This is a genomic window from Streptomyces sclerotialus, from assembly GCF_040907265.1.
GTDB classification, from domain to species: Bacteria; Actinomycetota; Actinomycetes; order Streptomycetales; family Streptomycetaceae; genus Streptomyces; species Streptomyces sclerotialus.
Window position 1 is genome coordinate 2,503,607 of the sequence record NZ_JBFOHP010000002.1, and the last position, 17,842, is coordinate 2,521,448.

General features: G+C 69.5%; 16 protein-coding genes and 1 riboswitch. Of the genes, 5 read left to right on the forward strand and 11 right to left on the reverse strand.

Features of this window, described 5'->3' with window-relative positions; translation table 11 throughout:
- Positions 1-21: 21 nt before the first annotated feature.
- Positions 22-138, reverse strand: a riboswitch (SAM riboswitch).
- Positions 139-308: 170 nt separating this feature from the next.
- The 5 genes from trpD to ctaE form a co-directional block, all read right to left on the reverse strand.
- Entirely contained in the window at positions 309-1,373 is a 1,065-nt protein-coding gene (trpD, locus tag AAC944_RS11145) for an anthranilate phosphoribosyltransferase (protein WP_030616596.1), read from the reverse strand.
- A 159-nt stretch (positions 1,374-1,532) separates the two neighbouring features.
- On the reverse strand, positions 1,533-3,173 hold the full coding sequence (qcrB, locus tag AAC944_RS11150) for a cytochrome bc1 complex cytochrome b subunit (RefSeq protein WP_030616593.1): 1,641 nt from the start codon (positions 3,171-3,173) through the stop codon (positions 1,533-1,535).
- Positions 3,170-4,231, reverse strand: coding sequence for a cytochrome bc1 complex Rieske iron-sulfur subunit (gene qcrA / locus AAC944_RS11155; protein WP_030616591.1), 1,062 nt, complete (start codon positions 4,229-4,231; stop codon positions 3,170-3,172). Before qcrA ends, qcrB begins: the two co-directional genes overlap by 4 nt.
- Positions 4,228-5,037: a cytochrome bc1 complex diheme cytochrome c subunit gene (qcrC, locus tag AAC944_RS11160; RefSeq protein WP_030616588.1), complete on the reverse strand. Its 810-nt coding sequence runs from the start codon at positions 5,035-5,037 to the stop codon at positions 4,228-4,230. Before qcrC ends, qcrA begins: the two co-directional genes overlap by 4 nt.
- 85 nt (positions 5,038-5,122) lie before the next feature.
- Complete coding sequence (gene ctaE / locus AAC944_RS11165) at positions 5,123-5,743, reverse strand: aa3-type cytochrome oxidase subunit III (RefSeq protein ID WP_030616584.1); 621 nt, start codon at positions 5,741-5,743, stop codon at positions 5,123-5,125.
- A gap of 287 nt (positions 5,744-6,030) precedes the next feature.
- Here ctaE and AAC944_RS11170 point away from each other — a divergent pair, with 287 nt between their 5' ends.
- Entirely contained in the window at positions 6,031-6,432 is a 402-nt protein-coding gene (locus AAC944_RS11170; RefSeq protein WP_030616581.1) for a hypothetical protein, read from the forward strand.
- A gap of 126 nt (positions 6,433-6,558) precedes the next feature.
- On the opposite strand, the gene AAC944_RS11175 is transcribed toward AAC944_RS11170, so the two are convergent.
- The 4 genes from AAC944_RS11175 to ctaC form a co-directional block, all read right to left on the reverse strand.
- On the reverse strand, positions 6,559-7,833 hold the full coding sequence (locus AAC944_RS11175) for a L,D-transpeptidase (protein ID WP_030616577.1): 1,275 nt from the start codon (positions 7,831-7,833) through the stop codon (positions 6,559-6,561).
- Between the two features lie 113 nt (positions 7,834-7,946).
- A complete protein-coding gene (locus tag AAC944_RS11180) occupies positions 7,947-8,345 on the reverse strand; it encodes a cytochrome c oxidase subunit 4 (protein ID WP_030616574.1) in 399 nt (132 codons plus the stop codon).
- A complete protein-coding gene (gene ctaD, locus AAC944_RS11185; protein WP_030616572.1) occupies positions 8,342-10,075 on the reverse strand; it encodes an aa3-type cytochrome oxidase subunit I in 1,734 nt (577 codons plus the stop codon). The genes AAC944_RS11180 and ctaD overlap by 4 nt, the downstream gene beginning before the upstream one ends.
- The gene (gene ctaC / locus AAC944_RS11190) at positions 10,072-11,034 is read right to left on the reverse strand and encodes an aa3-type cytochrome oxidase subunit II (protein WP_030616569.1); all 963 of its coding nucleotides are present in this window, start codon (positions 11,032-11,034) and stop codon (positions 10,072-10,074) included. The genes ctaD and ctaC overlap by 4 nt, the downstream gene beginning before the upstream one ends.
- 322 nt (positions 11,035-11,356) lie before the next feature.
- Between ctaC and AAC944_RS11195 the strand changes: the two genes are divergently transcribed.
- Complete coding sequence (locus AAC944_RS11195) at positions 11,357-12,748, forward strand: cysteine desulfurase/sulfurtransferase TusA family protein (RefSeq protein WP_030616567.1); 1,392 nt, start codon at positions 11,357-11,359, stop codon at positions 12,746-12,748.
- A gap of 13 nt (positions 12,749-12,761) precedes the next feature.
- Here AAC944_RS11195 and AAC944_RS11200 read toward each other — a convergent pair whose 3' ends face one another.
- On the reverse strand, positions 12,762-13,736 hold the full coding sequence (locus AAC944_RS11200) for a carbohydrate kinase family protein (protein ID WP_030616565.1): 975 nt from the start codon (positions 13,734-13,736) through the stop codon (positions 12,762-12,764).
- A gap of 141 nt (positions 13,737-13,877) precedes the next feature.
- On the opposite strand from AAC944_RS11200, the gene AAC944_RS11205 reads away from it, so the two are divergent.
- Together AAC944_RS11205 and AAC944_RS11210 are read left to right on the forward strand one after the other, a co-directional pair.
- The gene (locus tag AAC944_RS11205; protein WP_196943057.1) at positions 13,878-14,111 is read left to right on the forward strand and encodes a hypothetical protein; all 234 of its coding nucleotides are present in this window, start codon (positions 13,878-13,880) and stop codon (positions 14,109-14,111) included.
- 163 nt (positions 14,112-14,274) lie between these two features.
- On the forward strand, positions 14,275-15,870 hold the full coding sequence (locus tag AAC944_RS11210) for a hypothetical protein (protein WP_030616563.1): 1,596 nt from the start codon (positions 14,275-14,277) through the stop codon (positions 15,868-15,870).
- Positions 15,871-15,984: 114 nt separating this feature from the next.
- Here AAC944_RS11210 and AAC944_RS11215 read toward each other — a convergent pair whose 3' ends face one another.
- Positions 15,985-16,338, reverse strand: a complete 354-nt coding sequence (locus AAC944_RS11215; RefSeq protein WP_030616562.1) for a HesB/IscA family protein — start codon at positions 16,336-16,338, stop codon at positions 15,985-15,987.
- A gap of 291 nt (positions 16,339-16,629) precedes the next feature.
- On the opposite strand from AAC944_RS11215, the gene nadA reads away from it, so the two are divergent.
- The gene (gene nadA / locus AAC944_RS11220; RefSeq protein ID WP_490368263.1) at positions 16,630-17,817 is read left to right on the forward strand and encodes a quinolinate synthase NadA; all 1,188 of its coding nucleotides are present in this window, start codon (positions 16,630-16,632) and stop codon (positions 17,815-17,817) included.
- Positions 17,818-17,842: the final 25 nt, after the last annotated feature.

Genomic DNA, 17,842 nt, shown 5'->3' on the forward strand with positions numbered 1-17,842 from the left:
TAACCAGGATCCCTGGCGAGGGATCCGCGCTTGCCGCGGGCCTTGCTGCCTGCGGCCTGGTCATCACCCGGGGCACCCCGCCACGGACGGAGGGTTGCCGGACAGCAAGCCGGGGCCTGATCGCTGTCACTCGTGACCTGGCGAGAATCATGCCACATGATCGCGGAGCCGCAAGGGGCGTCCGGGATGCGGACACCCCTCGGCCGCCGGGGAGGGTCGTCTCCCCGTTGCCGGGTGCGGCGCCGTTGCGGCTTGTCGCGCAGTTCCCCGCGCCCTTAGCGGGGCGCGGGGTCGCCTGCGCCTCCGGGTTACGCCTGCGAGACGGTCACCCAGCGCTCCAGGACGCGCTGGGCCGACCCGGAATCGATCGCTTCGGCGGCCCGGGCGATCCCGGCCGCGATCTGCTCCGTGAGCGGCGCGTCCGTCGGCTCCAGCGCGACCAGCGCCGCCGCCGAGTTCAGCAGTACCGCGTCCCGTACCGGGCCCGTCTCACCAGCCAGCAGACGGCGCGCGACGTCCGCGTTGTAGGAGGCGTCCGCACCGCGCAGCGCCTCTACGGGGACCAGGCCGATGCCCACGTCCCGCGGGTCGAAGGACTCCTCGCGGACCGCGCCGTCGCGCACCACCCAGACCCGGGAGGTGGTGGTCGTCGTCAGCTCGTCGAGGCCGTCGTCACCGCGGAAGACCAGGGACGAGTGCCCGCGCTCGGCGAAGACGCCGGCGACGATGGGCGCCATCCTGGCGTCGGCCACCCCGACCGCCTGGGACCGGACCCGGGCCGGGTTGGTGAGCGGACCGAGGAAGTTGAAGACGGTCCGGATCCCCAGCTGGCCGCGCGCCGCACCCACGTGCCGCAGCGCCGGGTGGAACTTCACCGCGAAGCAGAAGGTGATGCCCGCCTCCTCGGCGACCTCCACCACCCGGCGCGGCGTCAGGTCCAGGTTCACGCCCAGCTTCTCCAGGACGTCGGACGCGCCGCTGGCCGAGGACGCGGCGCGGTTGCCGTGCTTGACGACCTTCGCGCCCGTGCCGGCGACCACGACCGAGGACATCGTGGAGATGTTGACGGTCTTGGCGCCGTCGCCGCCGGTCCCGACGATGTCCACGCTGGGGCCCGGTACCTCGATGAGGTTGGCGTGCTCGTACATCGCGCGGACCAGTCCGGAGATCTCCGCGACGGTCTCGCCCTTGGCGCGCAGGGCCACCGCGAAGCCGGCGATCTGCGCGTCGCTGGCCTCGCCGCGCATGATCCGGTCCATCGCCCACTCGGTGGAGTCGGCGGAGAGGTCACGGCCTTCGAGGAGGGCGTTCAGCACGCCCGGCCAGGTGCGGGCCGCCACGCTGCCGCCGCCATCCGGGGTCACAACGTTCATGGTCCACACTCCTGGTTCGTCCCAACTGCTTCGGTCGAGCCTATCGGGCCCGGTGCAACGCCGGAGGGCCCTGTCCGGTGCTCGGACAGGGCCCTCTGGGTGGCGTTCTTTGCTACGTGCTCGGGGTCGGCCCGGTGTGCAGACCTGGCCCCGTGGAGATCAGTGGTGGCCGTGGCCGCTGGTGATCTCCTGGTACTCCTCCACCGTCGGCTTCGGAATGTAGTTGTCCTCGCCGTAGTAGCTCTTGGAGAGCTTGGCGCGCAGCTTCTGCGAGCGCTTGATCTTGCGCTTGACGCCGTTCTCGTCGACCTCGGGGCCGATCTCGAGCGGCTTGGGCTGCTCGTGCTGGGTGAGGGCGTGCAGCTGCTCCTGGCTGAGCGGCTCGTGCACCTCGATGAACTCACCGTGCGGCAGCCGCTTGATGATGCCGGACTCGCGTCCGTGCAGCACCTTGTCGCGGTCGCGCCGCTGCAGACCCATGCAGATCCGCTTGGTGACGATGAAGCCGAGCACCGGGCCGACGAAGAACGCGATCCGGACGAACCAGGTGATCGAGTTGATCGACAGGTGGAAGTGGGTGGCCCACAGGTCGTTGCCACCACCGACCAGCATCACCAGGTACGCGATCAGCCAGGCCACACCGAAGCCGGTACGGGTCGGGGCGTTGCGCGGGCGGTCCAGCAGGTGGTGCTCACGCTTGTCGCCGGTGACCCAGGACTCGATGAAGGGGTAGACCGCGATGGCCGCCAGGACCAGCGGGAAGATGATGATCGGGATCAGCACACCGAAGTTGACGGTGTAGTGACCGGCGATGGTCCACTCCCAGCCGGGCATGACACGGACGAGACCCTCGGCGAAGCCCATGTACCAGTCGGGCTGGGCGCCGGTGGACACCTGGTCCGGACGGTACGGACCGATGGCCCACACCGGGTTGATGGTGGCGATCGCGGCGATCACCGAGATCACACCGAAGACCAGGAAGAAGAAGCCTCCGGCCTTGGCCATGTAGACCGGCAGCAGCGGCATGCCGACCACGTTCTTCTCGGTCTTGCCGGCACCCGGGAACTGGGTGTGCTTGTGGTAGAAGACCAGGATCAGGTGCGCCACCAGCAGGCCGAGCATGATGCCCGGCAGCAGCAGCACGTGGATCGAGAAGAACCGCGGAATGATGTCGTGGCCGGGGAACTCCCCGCCGAAGATGAACATCTGCAGGTACGAGCCGATCAGCGGCATCGCCAGGATGACACCCTCGATGAACCGGACACCGGTACCGGACAGCAGGTCGTCCGGGAGCGAGTAGCCGGTGAAGCCGGTGAACATGCCGAGCACCAGCAGCAGGAAGCCGAACAGCCAGTTGACCTCGCGCGGCTTGCGGAAGGCGCCGGTGAAGAACACCCGCATCATGTGGACCATCATGCCGGCGACGAACACCAGCGCGGCCCAGTGGTGGATCTGCCGGATCAGCAGGCCGCCGCGGACGTCGAAGCTGATGTCCAGCGTCGACTCGAAGGCCTGCGTCATCCGGATGCCGTGCATGGGCACGTAGGAGCCGTGGTAGACGACCTCGGCCATGCTCGGGTGGAAGAACAGCGTCAGGTAGACGCCGGTCAGGATGATGATGATGAAGCTGTAGAGGCAGATCTCACCCAGCATGAAGGACCAGTGGTCCGGGAAGATCTTGCGCATGTTGGACTTGGCGAGGCTGTAGATGCCCAGCCGGCCGTCCGCCCAGTCGGCGATCCGCTCGCCCCGCGGCGCCTGGCCGCGGCGCGCGTTGGTCGCGCTCGTCTCGTTACTCATCCGCGCTCCCAGAAGCTCGGGCCGACGGGCTCCGCGAAGTCGCTGACGGCTTCGAGGTAGCCGTCCTTCACCGTGATGTTCAGCTGCGGCAGGGCGTGGCCGGCCGGACCGAAGATCACGCGGCCACCGTCGGAAAGGTCGAAGGTGGACTGGTGGCAGGGGCAGAGCACGTGGTGCGTCTGCTGCTCGTACAGGGAGATCGGGCAACCGACGTGGGTGCAGATCTTCGAGTACGCCACGATGCCCTCGTGCGACCACTCAAGTTCCTGCTTGTCCTTGATGTTCTGCGGCTGGATCCGCACGAGCATCAGGGCGTCCTTGGCGATCTTCTGGTTGAACTCGTGGTCGTCCTCCTCCAGGCCCTCGGGCTTGGCGAAGGTCAGCGAGCCGACCGCGATGTCCTCAGGACGCAGCGGGAGGTTGGTGGACTGGTTGACCAGGCGGACGCCCTTCTTCCAGCCCGTGGTGCGGAGCTTCTTCTCCGGCAGCGGGCCCAGGTCGCGCAGCAGCACCACACCGGACAGCGGCACCAGGGCCAGCGCGCCGAACATGGTGTTGCGGATCAGCTTGCGGCGGCCCATGCCGGACTCCGCGGCGCCTTCCCGGAAGTCGGCCATGACCTTGGCCTTGACCTCGGGCTCGGCCTCGATCGGGTGCCGCTCCTGGGCGACCTCCACGTCCGACATCAGCGTGCGGGCCCAGTGGACCGCGCCGGCGCCGATGCAGAACAGCGCCACGCCGAGCGTCAGGCCCAGCGCGAAGTTCAGCGCGCTGATGTGGCCGAGCGGCCAGACGTAGATGATCTTGTCGATCGGGAAGATCACGTACGAGGCGATGAAGCCGATCGTCGCGAGCATCGACACCGTGAAGAGCAGCGCCACGGTGCGCTCGGAGCGCTTGGCCGCCCTTTCGTCGATGTCCTGGATGCGGTGCTCGTGGGGCGGCAGCCCCGGGTCGGCGAAGGGGTTGTCCTTCGTCGCCACGGCACCGTGAGCGTCGTCCCGCCCACTGGGAAGGTTCTCTTCTGGCACGTCTGCGTGTCGTCCAGTCTCACTCATGACTTCTTGGCCTTCGTAGTCCGGGCTGCGACCCAGATGGCGACCGCGACCAGCGCGCCCAGGCCGAAGATGTAACCGAAGAGGCCCTCACTGACCGGGCCGAGACCACCGAGGTCCATGCCGCCAGGGCTCGCGGTCTTGTCGCCGTTGACCTCACCGAGGTACGCGACGATGTCCTTCTTGTTGGCCTTGGAGAGGGAGCCGTCACCGAACGAAGGCATGTTCTGCGGGCCGGTCTCCATGGCCTCGTAGATGTGCTTCGGGTCGACCCCGTCGAGCGACGGTGCGAACTTGCCGTTGGTCAGGGCGCCGCCCTTACCGGTGAAGTTGTGGCACTGGGCACAGTTGGTACGGAAGAGCTCACCGCCCTTGCCGATGTCGGCCCCGTCCTTGCTGTAGTCGCTCTTGCTGGGCACGGACGGACCGGCGCCGAGCGACGCGACGTACGCCGCCAGCTGGTCGATCTCGGCCTGGCTGTAGATGTTCTTCTTCCGCGGCACCTGAGCGCCCGGCTGCTGCGCCGGCATACGGCCGGTGCCGACCTGGAAGTCGACGGCGGCAGCGCCCACGCCGACCAGGCTCGGGCCGTCGGAGGTGCCCTGACCGCCGGTGCCGTGGCAGCTGGCGCAGCCCACGGCGAAGAGCTTCTTGCCCTCCTTGATGGCAAGAGACTGGGCGGTGTCATCGGCCTGAGCCTTGTCCGCCGGCGCGAACGCGGCGTACAGCCCCCCAGTGACCGCCAGCGCGAAGAGTAGGACGACGAGCGCCGCCAGCGGATGGCGCCGTCGTGCGGAGAGCTTTTTCACGGATTACCCCGGTGTCAGGATCTTCTGCGTCGATGCTTCTGGTCTGTGTCTGTCTGAACTGCGGGTCCGGTCGGGACCGGACTACCTACTTGATCAGGTAGATCGTGGCGAAGAGGCCGATCCAGACGACATCGACGAAGTGCCAGTAGTAGGACACGACGATGGCCGCGGTGGCCTGTTCGTGGGTGAACCTCTTGGCCGCGTACGTCCTGCCCAGGACCAGCAGGAAGGCGATCAGACCGCCTGTCACGTGCAGTCCGTGGAAGCCGGTGGTCAGGTAGAACACCGAGCCGTACGGGCCGGACGAGAGCGAGAGCCCCTCGTGCTTGACCAGCTCCGTGTACTCGTAGACCTGACCGCCGATGAAGATCGCACCCATGATGAAGGTGACCACGAACCAGGCCCGGAGCTTCTTGACATCGCCGCGCTCGGCCGCAAAAACACCGAGCTGGCACGTCAGGGAGCTGAGCACCAGGATCGTGGTGTTCGTCGCGGAGAACGGAAGATTCAGCGCATCGGCGGATTCCTTCCAGTAATCAGCTCCGGTCACCGATCGGAGGGTGAAGTACATCGCGAAGAGGGCCGCGAAGAACATCAGCTCGGAACTCAGCCAGATGATGGTTCCGACGCTGGTGAGGTTCGGCCGATTGACCGACGGGTGCGCGTGCCCGGTTTCTACTGCTGTTGCTGTCGCCACGACCGACATTATGTCGGTCGCTTATCTTGCGCTCACTCCGGGGGGTGCCGTTCGGTGTGTCAAGGGGGTGTGCCCTGGCCATACGGTCCAGCGCGGGGGTCCCCCGAAGGGGGGAAGCAGACGTTCCGCGCCCCCCTGACGCCCCCGCTCCGACCAGTCCTGACGGGCCGTCGGGCAGATCTTCGTCCGGTACGGACCCTCCTGCGCGGGCCCTTCCGGGCAGTAGCATCCGCTGAACGGGAACCGGCCCCCGAGGTGCTCCCGTGAACGGTGCTCCCCAAAAGCGTGGAGGAACGATGCAGGCGACTGCCACGGTGCTGGTCTACAGCGACGACTCGGGCACCCGCGAGCAGGTACGCCTCGCGGCCGGCCGGCGCCCCGCCGCCGACGTGCCGCAGGTGGAGATTGTGGAGTGCGCGACACTCCCGGCCGTCCTCGCGGCCCTGGAGCAGGGCGGCATCGACGCCTGCGTCCTGGACGGCGAGACCGCGCCGGCCGGTGGCATGGGCGTGTGCCGGCAGATCAAGGACGAGATCTTCCACTGCCCGCCGGTGCTGCTGCTGATCGGCCGCCCCCAGGACTCCTGGCTGGCGACCTGGAGCCGGGCCGACGCCGCGGTGACCCATCCGGTCGACCCGGTGGCGTTCGCCGACGCGCTGGCGGGGCTGCTGCGCCGCCGCCTGCTCACAGAGGCCTGAGAGCGGGTGCCATAGCCCCGGCTCCGACACCGGCACGCAGACGTACAGCGCCTCGCCCGGACCCCGATGTCCGGACGAGGCGCTGTGTGCCGTTCTGCGGCCCTCGCGTGTCTTTCTGCGGCCCGCTCAGACCTGCGGGCGCAGCCGGGCCGCTGCGGCGGGCCCGGAGGCCTTCTCGCCGCTCCCCGCGCCGCTCAGCCGGCCGCCGAGAGCGCTGCCGGCGCGCCACTTGTCCCACGGCATGTTCCAGTCGCCGAACCCGTTGTCGAACGGAGTCATGGCGTCACCCTTGCTGTTGACCACCTCGACCAGGTCGCCGACGCGTACGTGGCCGAAGAACCAGCGGGCGTCGGCGGTGGACATGCCGGTGCAGCCGTGGCTGACGTTGGCGGCGCCCTGCGAACCCACGGACCAGGGCGCGGCGTGGACGTACTCGCCGCTCCAGGTCACCCGGGTGGCCCAGTGGACCGGCAGGTTGTAGGACTCCGAACTGCCGCGCGCAATGCCCACGGTGTTGCTGTTCATCCGGACGAAGGCCTCCTTGCCCAGCACGACCTTGATGCCGTTGCGGGTGTCGAAGCCGGGTTTGCCGGTGGTGACGGGCAGGGTCTTGATCACCTTGCCGTTGCGCCGGACGGTCATCCGGTGCGCGGCGGCGTCGGTGAGCGCCTCGACCCGGTCGCCGGTGCGGATCCGCACCGGCTTCGCGGGCCCGCCGTACAGGCCCTTGGCGACCTTCAGGCCCTGGAGGTTGCTGTACGCCTCGACGGTGGCGTGCGTGGGCCAGTACGTGCGCGGGCGGTAGTGCAGCGTCCTGTCGTCCGCCCAGTGCCAGGAACCCACCACGCGCGGGTTGCTGTCGACCTTCAGGGCGCCTTCCACGAGGGCCTTGGCGCGCGCGCCGCGCACCGGGCGGCTGAGCTCGGCGGTGAGCGGCTGGCCGACGCCGTACGTGCCGCTGTCGGGTCCGAAGGTGACCCGCAGCCGCCGGTCGCCGTTGCCCTCGGTCTCCACATGGAGGACCTTGCGGCCCGGTGCGCCGTCGCTGTCCTCGGTGCTCACCCGCACGGTGTAGCGGGTGCCGGCGGCGAGCGGCACGGTGCTGCGCCAGCGCGTGCCGTCGGCGGTCAGCCGGCCGCGGACGTAGCGTCCGGCGGCGTCCGTCGCGGTGACGTCGGTGATCCGCGCCTCGTCGCCCTTGGTGGTGACTTCCAGCGGTGCGTCGGGATCGGCCTTCTGCTCGCCCGCCGGGGCGTTGGCCGCGATCTGGCCGGCCGCGTCGTAGGGCTGGGCGGCGAGCGGATCCGACGACGCCCCGCCGCACCCGGTGGCCCCCGCCGCCAGCGGCAGCAGCAGGAGCGCCGAGCTGAGCACCGTCCGGGATCGTGGCATATGGCTCATGGACACAAAGTAGGAAGAGCCACGCCGGTGCGGCGCGTTGAAGGACTGCAAATGGGTCGGGCCCGGTCACTCCGTGGAGTGACCGGGCCCGACCCGTCCGTTCGATGCCGCGCTTACTGCGTGCGGTTCTCGCCCCGGTAGTACTCGAACACCCAGCCGAACAGGCCGACGAGGATGATCGGAGCGGAGAAGTACAGCAGCCACCAGCCGAAGACGACGCCCAGGAAGGCGAACGCACCGCCGATGCCCAGCGAGAGCGGCTGCCAGCTGTGCGGGCTGAAGAAGCCCACCTCACCGGCGTCGTCCGCGACGTCCGCGTCCTTGCGGTCCTGCGCACCCGCGTCCACCCGCCGGGCCGTGAAGGCCAGGTAGTAGCCGATCATGATGCAGAGACCGAACGCCAGGAACAGCGCGGTGGTGCCCGCCGGCTCCTTCGACCAGACGCCGTAGACGATCGCCATGGCGAGGACGAAGACGGAGAGCCAGATGAACATCTTGCCCTGGATCTTCACTTGCCGGCCTCCTTCGTGCCGCCCATGAGCGCCGTGTCCTTCTGACCGTCGTTCTCGAGCGCGTCGAGCGCGGCGATCTCAGGGTGGTGCAGGTCGAACGCCGGGGATTCCGAGCGGATACGCGGCAGCGTGAGGAAGTTGTGCCGCGGCGGCGGGCAGGAGGTCGCCCACTCCAGCGAGCGGCCGTAGCCCCACGGGTCGTCGACCTCGATCTTCTTGCCGTACTTCGCCGTCTTCCAGACGTTGTACATGAACGGCAGCATCGACAGGCCCAGCAGGAAGGAGCTGATCGTCGAGATCGTGTTCAGGGCGGTGAAGCCGTCGGCCGCCAGGTAGTCGGCGTAACGGCGCGGCATGCCCTCGGCGCCCAGCCAGTGCTGGACCAGGAAGGTGCCGTGGAAGCCGATGAACAGCGTCCAGAACGTGATCTTGCCGAGCCGCTCGTCCAGCATCTTGCCGGTGAACTTCGGCCACCAGAAGTGGAAGCCGGCGAACATCGCGAAGACGACCGTACCGAAGACGACGTAGTGGAAGTGCGCCACGACGAAGTACGAGTCGGAGATGTGGAAGTCCAGCGGCGGCGAGGCCAGGATGACGCCGGTCAGACCACCGAAGGTGAAGGTGATCAGGAAGCCGACCGCCCAGAGCATCGGGGTCTCGAAGGACAGCGAGCCCTTCCACATCGTGCCGATCCAGTTGAAGAACTTCACACCGGTCGGAACCGCGATGAGGAACGTCATGAAGGAGAAGAACGGCAGCAGTACGCCGCCCGTGACGTACATGTGGTGCGCCCACACGGTCACCGACAGACCCGCGATCGAAATCGTCGCCGCGATCAGGCCGATGTAACCGAACATCGGCTTCCGCGAGAAGACCGGAATGACCTCGGAAATGATGCCGAAGAACGGCAGCGCGATGATGTACACCTCTGGGTGTCCGAAGAACCAGAAGAGGTGCTGCCAGAGCAATGCGCCACCATTTGCCGCATCGAACACATGCGCACCGAACTTACGGTCCGCCTCCAGGGCGAACAGCGCGGCGGCCAGCACCGGGAAGGCCAGCAGGACCAGCACACCGGTCAGCAGGACGTTCCACGTGAAGATCGGCATGCGGAACATCGTCATGCCGGGCGCGCGCATGCAGATGATCGTGGTGATGAAGTTGACCGAGCCGAGGATCGTGCCGAAGCCGGAGAAGGCCAGACCCATGATCCACATGTCGGCGCCGACACCCGGCGAACGGACCGCGTCCGACAGCGGGGAGTAGGCGAACCAGCCGAAGTCGGCCGCACCCTGCGGGGTGAGGAAGCCGGCCACCGCGATCAGCGAGCCGAAGAGGTACAGCCAGTACGCGAACATGTTCAGCCGCGGGAACGCCACGTCGGGCGCGCCGATCTGCAGCGGCATGATCCAGTTCGCGAACCCGGAGAACAGCGGCGTCGCGAACATCAGCAGCATGATCGTGCCGTGCATCGTGAACGCCTGGTTGAACTGCTCGTTCGACATGATCTGCGTGCCGGGACGAGCCAGCTCGGCGCGCATGAAGAGCGCCATCAGGCCGCCGATGCAGAAGAAGGCGAACGACGTCACCAGATAGAGCGTGCCGATCGTCTTGTGGTCGGTGGTCGTCAGCCACTTCACCACGACGTTGCCGGGTTGCTTCCTGCGTACGGGTGGTGCTGCCGAGGCCGATGCGGCGGCGGCACCCTGAGGTTCGTTGAGGATGCTCACTTGTTCTTGGTCTCCGCGTTCCTGGCGTGGTCGGTCTGCTCGATACCGGCCGGCAGGTAACCGTTCTGGCCCTTCTTCGCCAGGTCCTTCAGGTGCTCCTGGTACCGCTCGGGAGACACGACCTTGACGTTGAAGAGCATCCGGGAGTGGTCAACGCCGCAGAGCTCGGCGCACTTGCCCATGAAGGTGCCCTCCTTGTTCGGAGTCACCTCGAAGACGTTCGTGTGACCCGGGATGACGTCCTGCTTCATCAGGAACGGCACCACCCAGAAGGAGTGGATGACATCACGCGAGGTCAGGATGAACTGGACGGTCTCGCCCTTGGGCAGCCACAGCGTGGGGCCGGGGTTGCCGTTCTGCGGGTTCCGCTCGCCCGGCGTGCCCTGTTCGTAGACGCCCTCGGCACCCGCGGGAGCCGACTTCTTCCACTTGTCCGGGATCGCGGAGAGCTCCTTGGAGTTGACCGCCGAATTCGACTTGTCGCCGTCGACGTCCTCCATGTAGTTGAACGCCCAGCTCCACTGGAAGCCCACGACGTTCACGACGTGGTCCGGCTTCTTGGAAGTCTTCAGGAGTTCGTTCTCATCGCGCGCGGTGAAATAGAACAGCACCGCGATGATGATGAACGGGACGATGGTGTACAACGCCTCGATCGGCATGTTGTACCGGGTCTGTGCGGGGACCTCCACCTTGGTCCGGCTGCGGCGGTGGAAGATCCAGCTCCAGATGATCAGGCCCCACACCAGCACGCCCGTTGCGAGGGCGGCGGCCCAGGAGCCCTGCCAAAGGGAGAGGATCCGCGGCGCCTCGTCCGTGACGGGCGTTGGCATGCCGAGGCGGGGGAAGTCCTTGTATGTGCAACCGGTCGCGGTCGCCAGGACCAGGCCCGCAGCCAGCACCTGCGGCAGCTTCCGCCGCATCGGGCGCCGCGACGAGCGGTCGGAGCCGTTGGGACTCACGTAGCGCCTTCCCGAGAGTCTCGCCCGCAATGACCGGCTGCGGCCGTCTCAGCTGGTCGGTCGCCGGCCCGTCACGGGCAGGGGTTTGGATGTTTATGCGGACCAAACCCTACTGGACGCTATTTGGCGTCGCGCGGGGAGGGTGCCCAACGCGGCGCGTCACCCCCCGAAGGGGTGGCACTCCCCTCCCGGCGGGCCCCCACGGCAACCGGATTCCCCGCTTCCCCCCGGCATCTGACGCCGCGCCCGGCCCGCCGGACACCGCCCCGGCCCGGCCCGCTCCGCCCGACGGGCCCCGGTCCGAACGCGTTAGCGTTTTGCCGTGCCCTACTTCGATGCCGCGTCCTCCGCTCCCCTGCACCCGGTCGCCCGCGAGGCGCTGCTCGCCGCCCTGGACGAGGGCTGGGCCGACCCGGCCCGGCTGTACCGGGAGGGACGGCGCGCCCGGCTGCTGCTGGACGCCGCGCGTGAGACGGCGGCGGAGGCGGTCGGCTGCCGCCCCGACGAGCTGGTGATCACTCCGTCCGGCACCCGCGCGGTGCACACGGGCGTGGCGGGCGCGCTGGCGGGACGCCGGCGTGTCGGCAGCCGCCTGGTCCACTCCGCCGTCGAGCATTCCTCCGTACTGCACGCGGCGGAGGCGCACGAGGCGGCCGGCGGCACCGTGGCCGTGGTGGGCTGCGACCGTACCGGCCGGGTGGCCGCCGGGGAGTTCGCGGCGGCGCTCTCCCCGGACACCGCGCTGGCCGTCCTGCAGTCCGCCAACCACGAGGTGGGCACCGAACAGCCGGTGGCCGAGGCGGCCGAGGCGTGCCGCGAGGCGGGCGTGCCGCTGCTGGTGGACGCCGCCCAGTCGCTCGCCTGGGGCCCGGTCGAGGGCGCCTGGTCGCTGCTGACGGGCAGCGCGCACAAGTGGGGCGGCCCGGCCGGGGTGGGGCTGCTGGCGGTGCGCAAGGGCACCCGCTTCGCGCACCAGGGACCGGCCGACGAGCGTGAGTCGGGGCGCGCGCCCGGCTTCGAGAACATCCCGGCGGTGGTGGCGGCGGCCGCTTCGCTGCGTGCCGTGCGCGCGGAGGCGGCGGCCGAGGCGGCGCGGCTGCGCGGCCTGGTGGACCGGATCCGCTCGCGGGTGCCGGAGCTGGTGCCGGACGTGGCGGTGGTCGGCGACCCGGTCCGGCGGCTGCCGCACCTGGTGACCTTCTCCTGCCTGTACGTCGACGGGGAGACGCTGCTGCACGCGCTGGACCGGGCGGGCTTCTCCGTCTCCTCCGGCTCCTCCTGCACCTCCAGCACGCTGACGCCCAGCCACGTCCTGAAGGCGATGGGCGTGCTCTCCGAGGGCAACGTGCGGGTGTCGCTGCCGGCCGGGACCGCCGAGGCGGACGTGGACCGCTTCCTGGCGGTGCTGCCGGACGCGGTGGCCGGCATACGGGAACAGCTGGGCGCGCCGGCGCGGCCCGCGCGGGCTCCGGAGGGCGCGGCCGGTGAGGTCGTCGTGGACGCGCTCGGCGCCCGCTGCCCGGTGCCGGTGATCGAGCTGGCCAAGGCGGTCGCGGAGGTGCCGGTCGGCACGACGGTGACGGTGCTGTCCGACGACGAGGTGGCGGCGCTGGACATCCCCGCGTGGTGCTGGACGCAGGGCCAGGAGTACCTGGGGGAAGCCCCGGAGCCCCGGGAGCGCGGCGCCGCGTACGTGGTGCGGCGCCGCGTCTAGGCCGTGCCGGACCTCAGTCCAGGTGCTGCTGGATCTCGGCGGCGGCCTCGTGGCCGTACGCCTTGGTGAAGCGGTCCAGGAAGTGACTGCGGCGCAGCTCGTACTCCTGGGTGCCGACCGTCTCGATGACGAGGGTCGCCAGCATGCAGCCGACCTGCGCGGCGCGCTCCAGGGACACGCCCCAGGCGAGGCCGGAGAGGAAGCCGGCGCGGAAGGCGTCGCCGACGCCGGTCGGGTCGGCCTTGGCGTTCTCCTCGGGGACGCCGACCTCGATGACCGGCTCGCCCTCCCGCTCGATGCGGACGCCGCTGGCCCCGAGGGTGGTGACGCGGGTGCCGACCTTGCCGAGGATCTCCTCGTCGGTCCAGCCGGTCTTGGACTCGATGAGGCCCTTCTCGTACTCGTTGGAGAAGAGGTAGGCAGCGCCGTCCATGAGGGTGCGGATGTCGTCGCCGTCCATGCGGGCGATCTGCTGCGAGAAGTCGGCCGCGAAGGGGATGGACCGGGAGCGGCACTCCTCGGTGTGGCGGATCATCGCCTCGGGGTCGTCGGCGCCGATCAGGACCAGGTCCAGGCCGCCCACGCGCTCGGCGACGTGCTGCAGCTCGATCAGCCGGGCCTCGCTCATCGCACCGGTGTAGAAGGAGCCGATCTGGTTGTGGTCCGCGTCGGTGGTGCACACGAAGCGGGCGGTGTGCAGCACCTCGGAGATCCGGACGGAGGCGGTGTCGACGCCGTGCCGGTCCAGCCAGGCGCGGTACTCGCCGAAGTCGTTGCCGGCGGCGCCGACCAGGATCGGCGCGGTGCCGAGCTGGCCCATGCCGAAGCAGATGTTCGCGGCGACGCCACCGCGCCGCACGTCGAGCTGGTCGACGAGGAAGGAGAGGGAGACCGTGTGGAGCTGGTCGGCGACCAGCTGGTCGGCGAAGCGTCCGGGGAAGGTCATCAGGTGGTCGGTGGCGATGGAGCCGGTGACTGCGATACGCACGGCGATTCGCTCCTGCGGGGAGGCGTGGGGCGGTGACGGACGTGACCCAACGCTACCGGTTCGGGACGACCCTTCCGACCTGGCGAAACTACCAGATAGTAGGTCTTCTTCCGCGGGGCGAAGGGTGCGTACGGTGCGCGTATGACCAAATATGTGAAGCCCGTCACAGCAGCTCGCCCGGACGGCCGCCGCCCGGACGGCGCCGAGCCGGATTCGATGGAGCAACTGTGGGGCGACTGCGCCCGCATGGCACCGCACTGGCGGACCGACGGCCTGTTCGCCGCTCCGCAGCGCCCGGCCGCCGAGCTCCGCGGGATCACGGTCCCCGCCGCCTCTGCGAAACTGCTGGACGGGATGTCCGAGTACGGCGACTGAGTAACGAGTACGGCGAGCCACCTCCACCACCGCTCTTCCGCGGGCTCCCGAGGGCCCGTCCGGGCCGCGGGCGGAACCGCCCGCGGCCCGGCTCCGTCCAATCGGCGTCCCCCTCACGGAGGATGGCGCATCAGTTGTTCAGCGGAGCCGAAGGAGCGATGCGGTGAGCACCGAGGACACTCCCCCTGCCACCGGCAGCGGGAAGAACCCCACCGACACCCCCACCACCCCGGGGCGGCGCGGGCGCAGCCCGCTGGTGGTCGCCTCGATGGCCGCGGCCGTGCTGCTGGCCGGCGGCGGCGCGGCGTACTGGGCATCGGGCGCTTCCGGCCAGGGCGGCGACGGCAGCGCGGGCCCGGCGGCCGATCCCCCGCCGCTGGCACTGGAGGGGTACGGCCAGTCGCGCGAGGGCATCGCGCCGGGCGAGCCGAACCCGCAGGGCGCGGGGTACCGCCCGGCCGGTGACCTGCCGGACGGGCCGGCCGACGCGCCCGTCTACCGCCCGCAGGGCCCGGTCGGCAAGGACGCGGTGGCCCGGCTGGCCAAGGCGCTGGACGTGTCGGGCGCGATCCGTTCCGAGGGCGGTACGTGGAAGGTCGGCGGCCAGGAGAAGGACTCCCGCGGTCCCGTGCTCCAGGTGGCCAAGGCCGGCACCGGCTCGTGGACGTTCGCGCAGTACGGCACCCCGGGCGGCGTCAACTGCGCACTGCCCGCGGCGCCCAAGGGCGAGGCGGCGGACGCGAAGACCGGCCACTCCTCCGACGGGCCCGGCTGCCCCTCGTACCGCGGCCGGGAGGCCAGCACCGAGGACGACGGCAGCGGCAAGGGCGCGGTGTCCCAGGAGAAGGCGAAGCAGGCGGTGAAGCCGGTGCTCGCCGCGCTCGGCCAGGAGGGCGCGAAGCTGGACGCCGGCGGGCTGTCCGGCGCGGTGCGGATCGTCTCCGCGAACCCGGTGATCGGCGGTCTGCCGACGTACGGCTGGCAGAGCGACCTCCAGGTCGGCTCCGACGGCCAGGTGGTCGGCGGCAGCGGACAGCTGGCGCGGCCGGCCAAGGGCGACACGTATCCGGTGCTGAGCGCCGAGAAGACGCTCGCCCACCTGAACGGCGGGACGGGCTCCGGCGAGGGCAAGGGTGAGGACACCAAGTGCGCCACGCCGCTGCCGGACAAGGGCGAGAAGGCCGGGAAGACGGGGAAGGACGCCGGCAAGGACGTCGCGCCCTGTGAGCCCGCGCCCGGGAAGCCCTCGCCCGCCGAGGTGACCGGTGCCAGGTTCGGCCTGTCGGTGCAGTTCGTGAACGGCAGCCAGGCGCTGGTGCCGTCGTGGATGTACGAGGTGCGGCAGCCCGGTTCGACCGGCGGCAAGGACGCCGGTACGACGGTCGCGCACCCGGCGGTCGACCCGAAGTACGTGGTGGACCGGGACGCCGGGGACGCCGCGACGCAGCGGCCCGCGCAGCCCCCGCAGGGCGGCAAGGAGAACAAGAAGGGCGCTCAGAGCCTGGAGTCGTACTCGGTCTCCAAGGACGGCAAGAAGCTGACGCTGCGCTTCTGGGGCGGCGTGTGCAGCAATTACTCGGCCAGCGCCGACCAGTCGGGTACGGCCGTGACCGCGCAGGTCACCGGCAAGGAGAAGAAGCCGGGCGGGGTCTGCGTGAAGGTCGCCAAGCAGTTCACCGAGACGGTGACGCTGGACTCCCCGCTGGACGGGCGGGAGGTCATCGACGCCTCCAGCGGTGAGACCGTACCGCGGAAGTGACGGCGGGCCGCCGCCGTGAGCCGGAGGCTCTTGGGCGGCCATGACGAAGGCGGCGTTCCCCGAGGGGCACGCCGCCTTCGTCGTTGTGTCTCCGTGTCGCCGGAGCCGGCCGGCTCAGCTGAAGGAGTCGCCGCAGGCGCAGGAGCCGGTGGCGTTGGGGTTGTCGATCGTGAAGCCCTGCTTCTCGATGGTGTCGACGAAGTCGATGGAGGCACCGCCCAGGTACGGGGCGCTCATCCGGTCGGTGACGACCTTCACGCCGCCGAAGTCCTTCACGACGTCGCCGTCGAGCGAGCGCTCGTCGAAGAAGAGCTGGTAGCGCAGGCCGGAGCAGCCACCGGGCTGAACGGCCACCCGCAGCGCGAGGTCGTCCCGGCCCTCCTGCTCCAGCAGGCTCTTGACCTTCGACGCGGCCGCGTCGGACAGGATGATGCCGTCGCTGACGGTGGTCTCGTCCTGAACGCTCATCTACATCTCTCCCGGGTTGTACGGACCCCTTGCCCTCGGCAGTAACCGACGGGGCCCCGGATTCATTCCGGGCGGGCTCGAAGTTCTGGCGGAATTTTCCGTCCCTCCTCATGCTCGCACACCCGGTCCCGAAGGTCAGCGGCTGTCGGTGCACGGCCTCTCGGGTGATGCGTCACATCGACACAATGCCCATCGTCAAACTGACGTGAAGCGGCTATGATAGATAACGTCAATTAGACGAAAAGCCGGTTCGCAGAAACTCCTGTCCGCAGAAAAGAGAGGGTGCGTGTCGTGACCACCGCCCAGCCCCGTCAGGACCTCGACGTGCAGCCCACGCCGCTCGCGCTGCTCCTCCTCGGCCGGGAGGCCGACCCGAGGAGCGAGCGCGGTGTCGAGTGCCCGGGCGACCTGCCCGCGCCCTCCGACCCCGACCTGGTGGAGCGCGCCCGCGCCGCCAAGGAGAAGCTCGGCGACAAGGTCTTCGTCCTGGGGCACCACTACCAGCGCGACGAGGTCATCGAGTTCGCCGACGTGACCGGCGACTCCTTCAAGCTCGCGCGGGACGCGGCCGCGCGCCCGGACGCCGAGTACATCGTCTTCTGCGGCGTGCACTTCATGGCCGAGTCCGCCGACATCCTGACCGGCGACGACCAGAAGGTCGTCCTGCCGGACCTGGCGGCCGGCTGCTCGATGGCCGACATGGCCAGCGCCGAGCAGGTCGCCGAGTGCTGGGACGTGCTGACCGAGGCCGGCGTCGCCGACCAGGTCGTGCCCGTCTCGTACATGAACAGCTCCGCCGACATCAAGGCCTTCACCGGCAAGCACGGCGGCACGATCTGCACCTCCTCCAACGCCAAGCGGGCCCTGGACTGGGCCTTCGAGCAGGGCGAGAAGGTGCTCTTCCTGCCGGACCAGCACCTCGGCCGCAACACCGCCGTCCGCGACATGGGCATGTCCCTGGACGACTGCGTGGTCTACAACCCGCACAAGCCGAACGGCGGGCTCACCGTCGAGCAGCTGCGCGCCGCGAAGATGATCCTCTGGCGCGGTCACTGCTCGGTGCACGGCCGCTTCTCGCTGGAGTCGGTCGAGGACGTACGGGCCCGGATACCGGGCGTGAACGTGCTGGTGCACCCGGAGTGCAAGCACGAGGTCGTGGCGGCGGCCGACTACGTCGGCTCGACGGAGTACATCATCAAGGCCCTGGAGGCGGCGCCGGCCGGGTCGAAGTGGGCGATCGGTACGGAGCTGAACCTGGTCCGCCGGCTGGCGAACCGTTTCGCTCCCGAGGGCAAGGAGATCGTCTTCCTCGACAGGACGGTCTGCTTCTGCTCGACCATGAACCGCATCGACCTCCCGCACCTCGTGTGGGCCCTGGAGTCCCTGGTGGACGGCAAGGTCGTCAACCGGATCGAGGTCGACAAGGAGACGGAGAGCTTCGCGAAGCTGGCGCTCGAGCGGATGCTGGCTCTCCCGTAGCCGTGGCATGCGCGTGGGGCCCGTA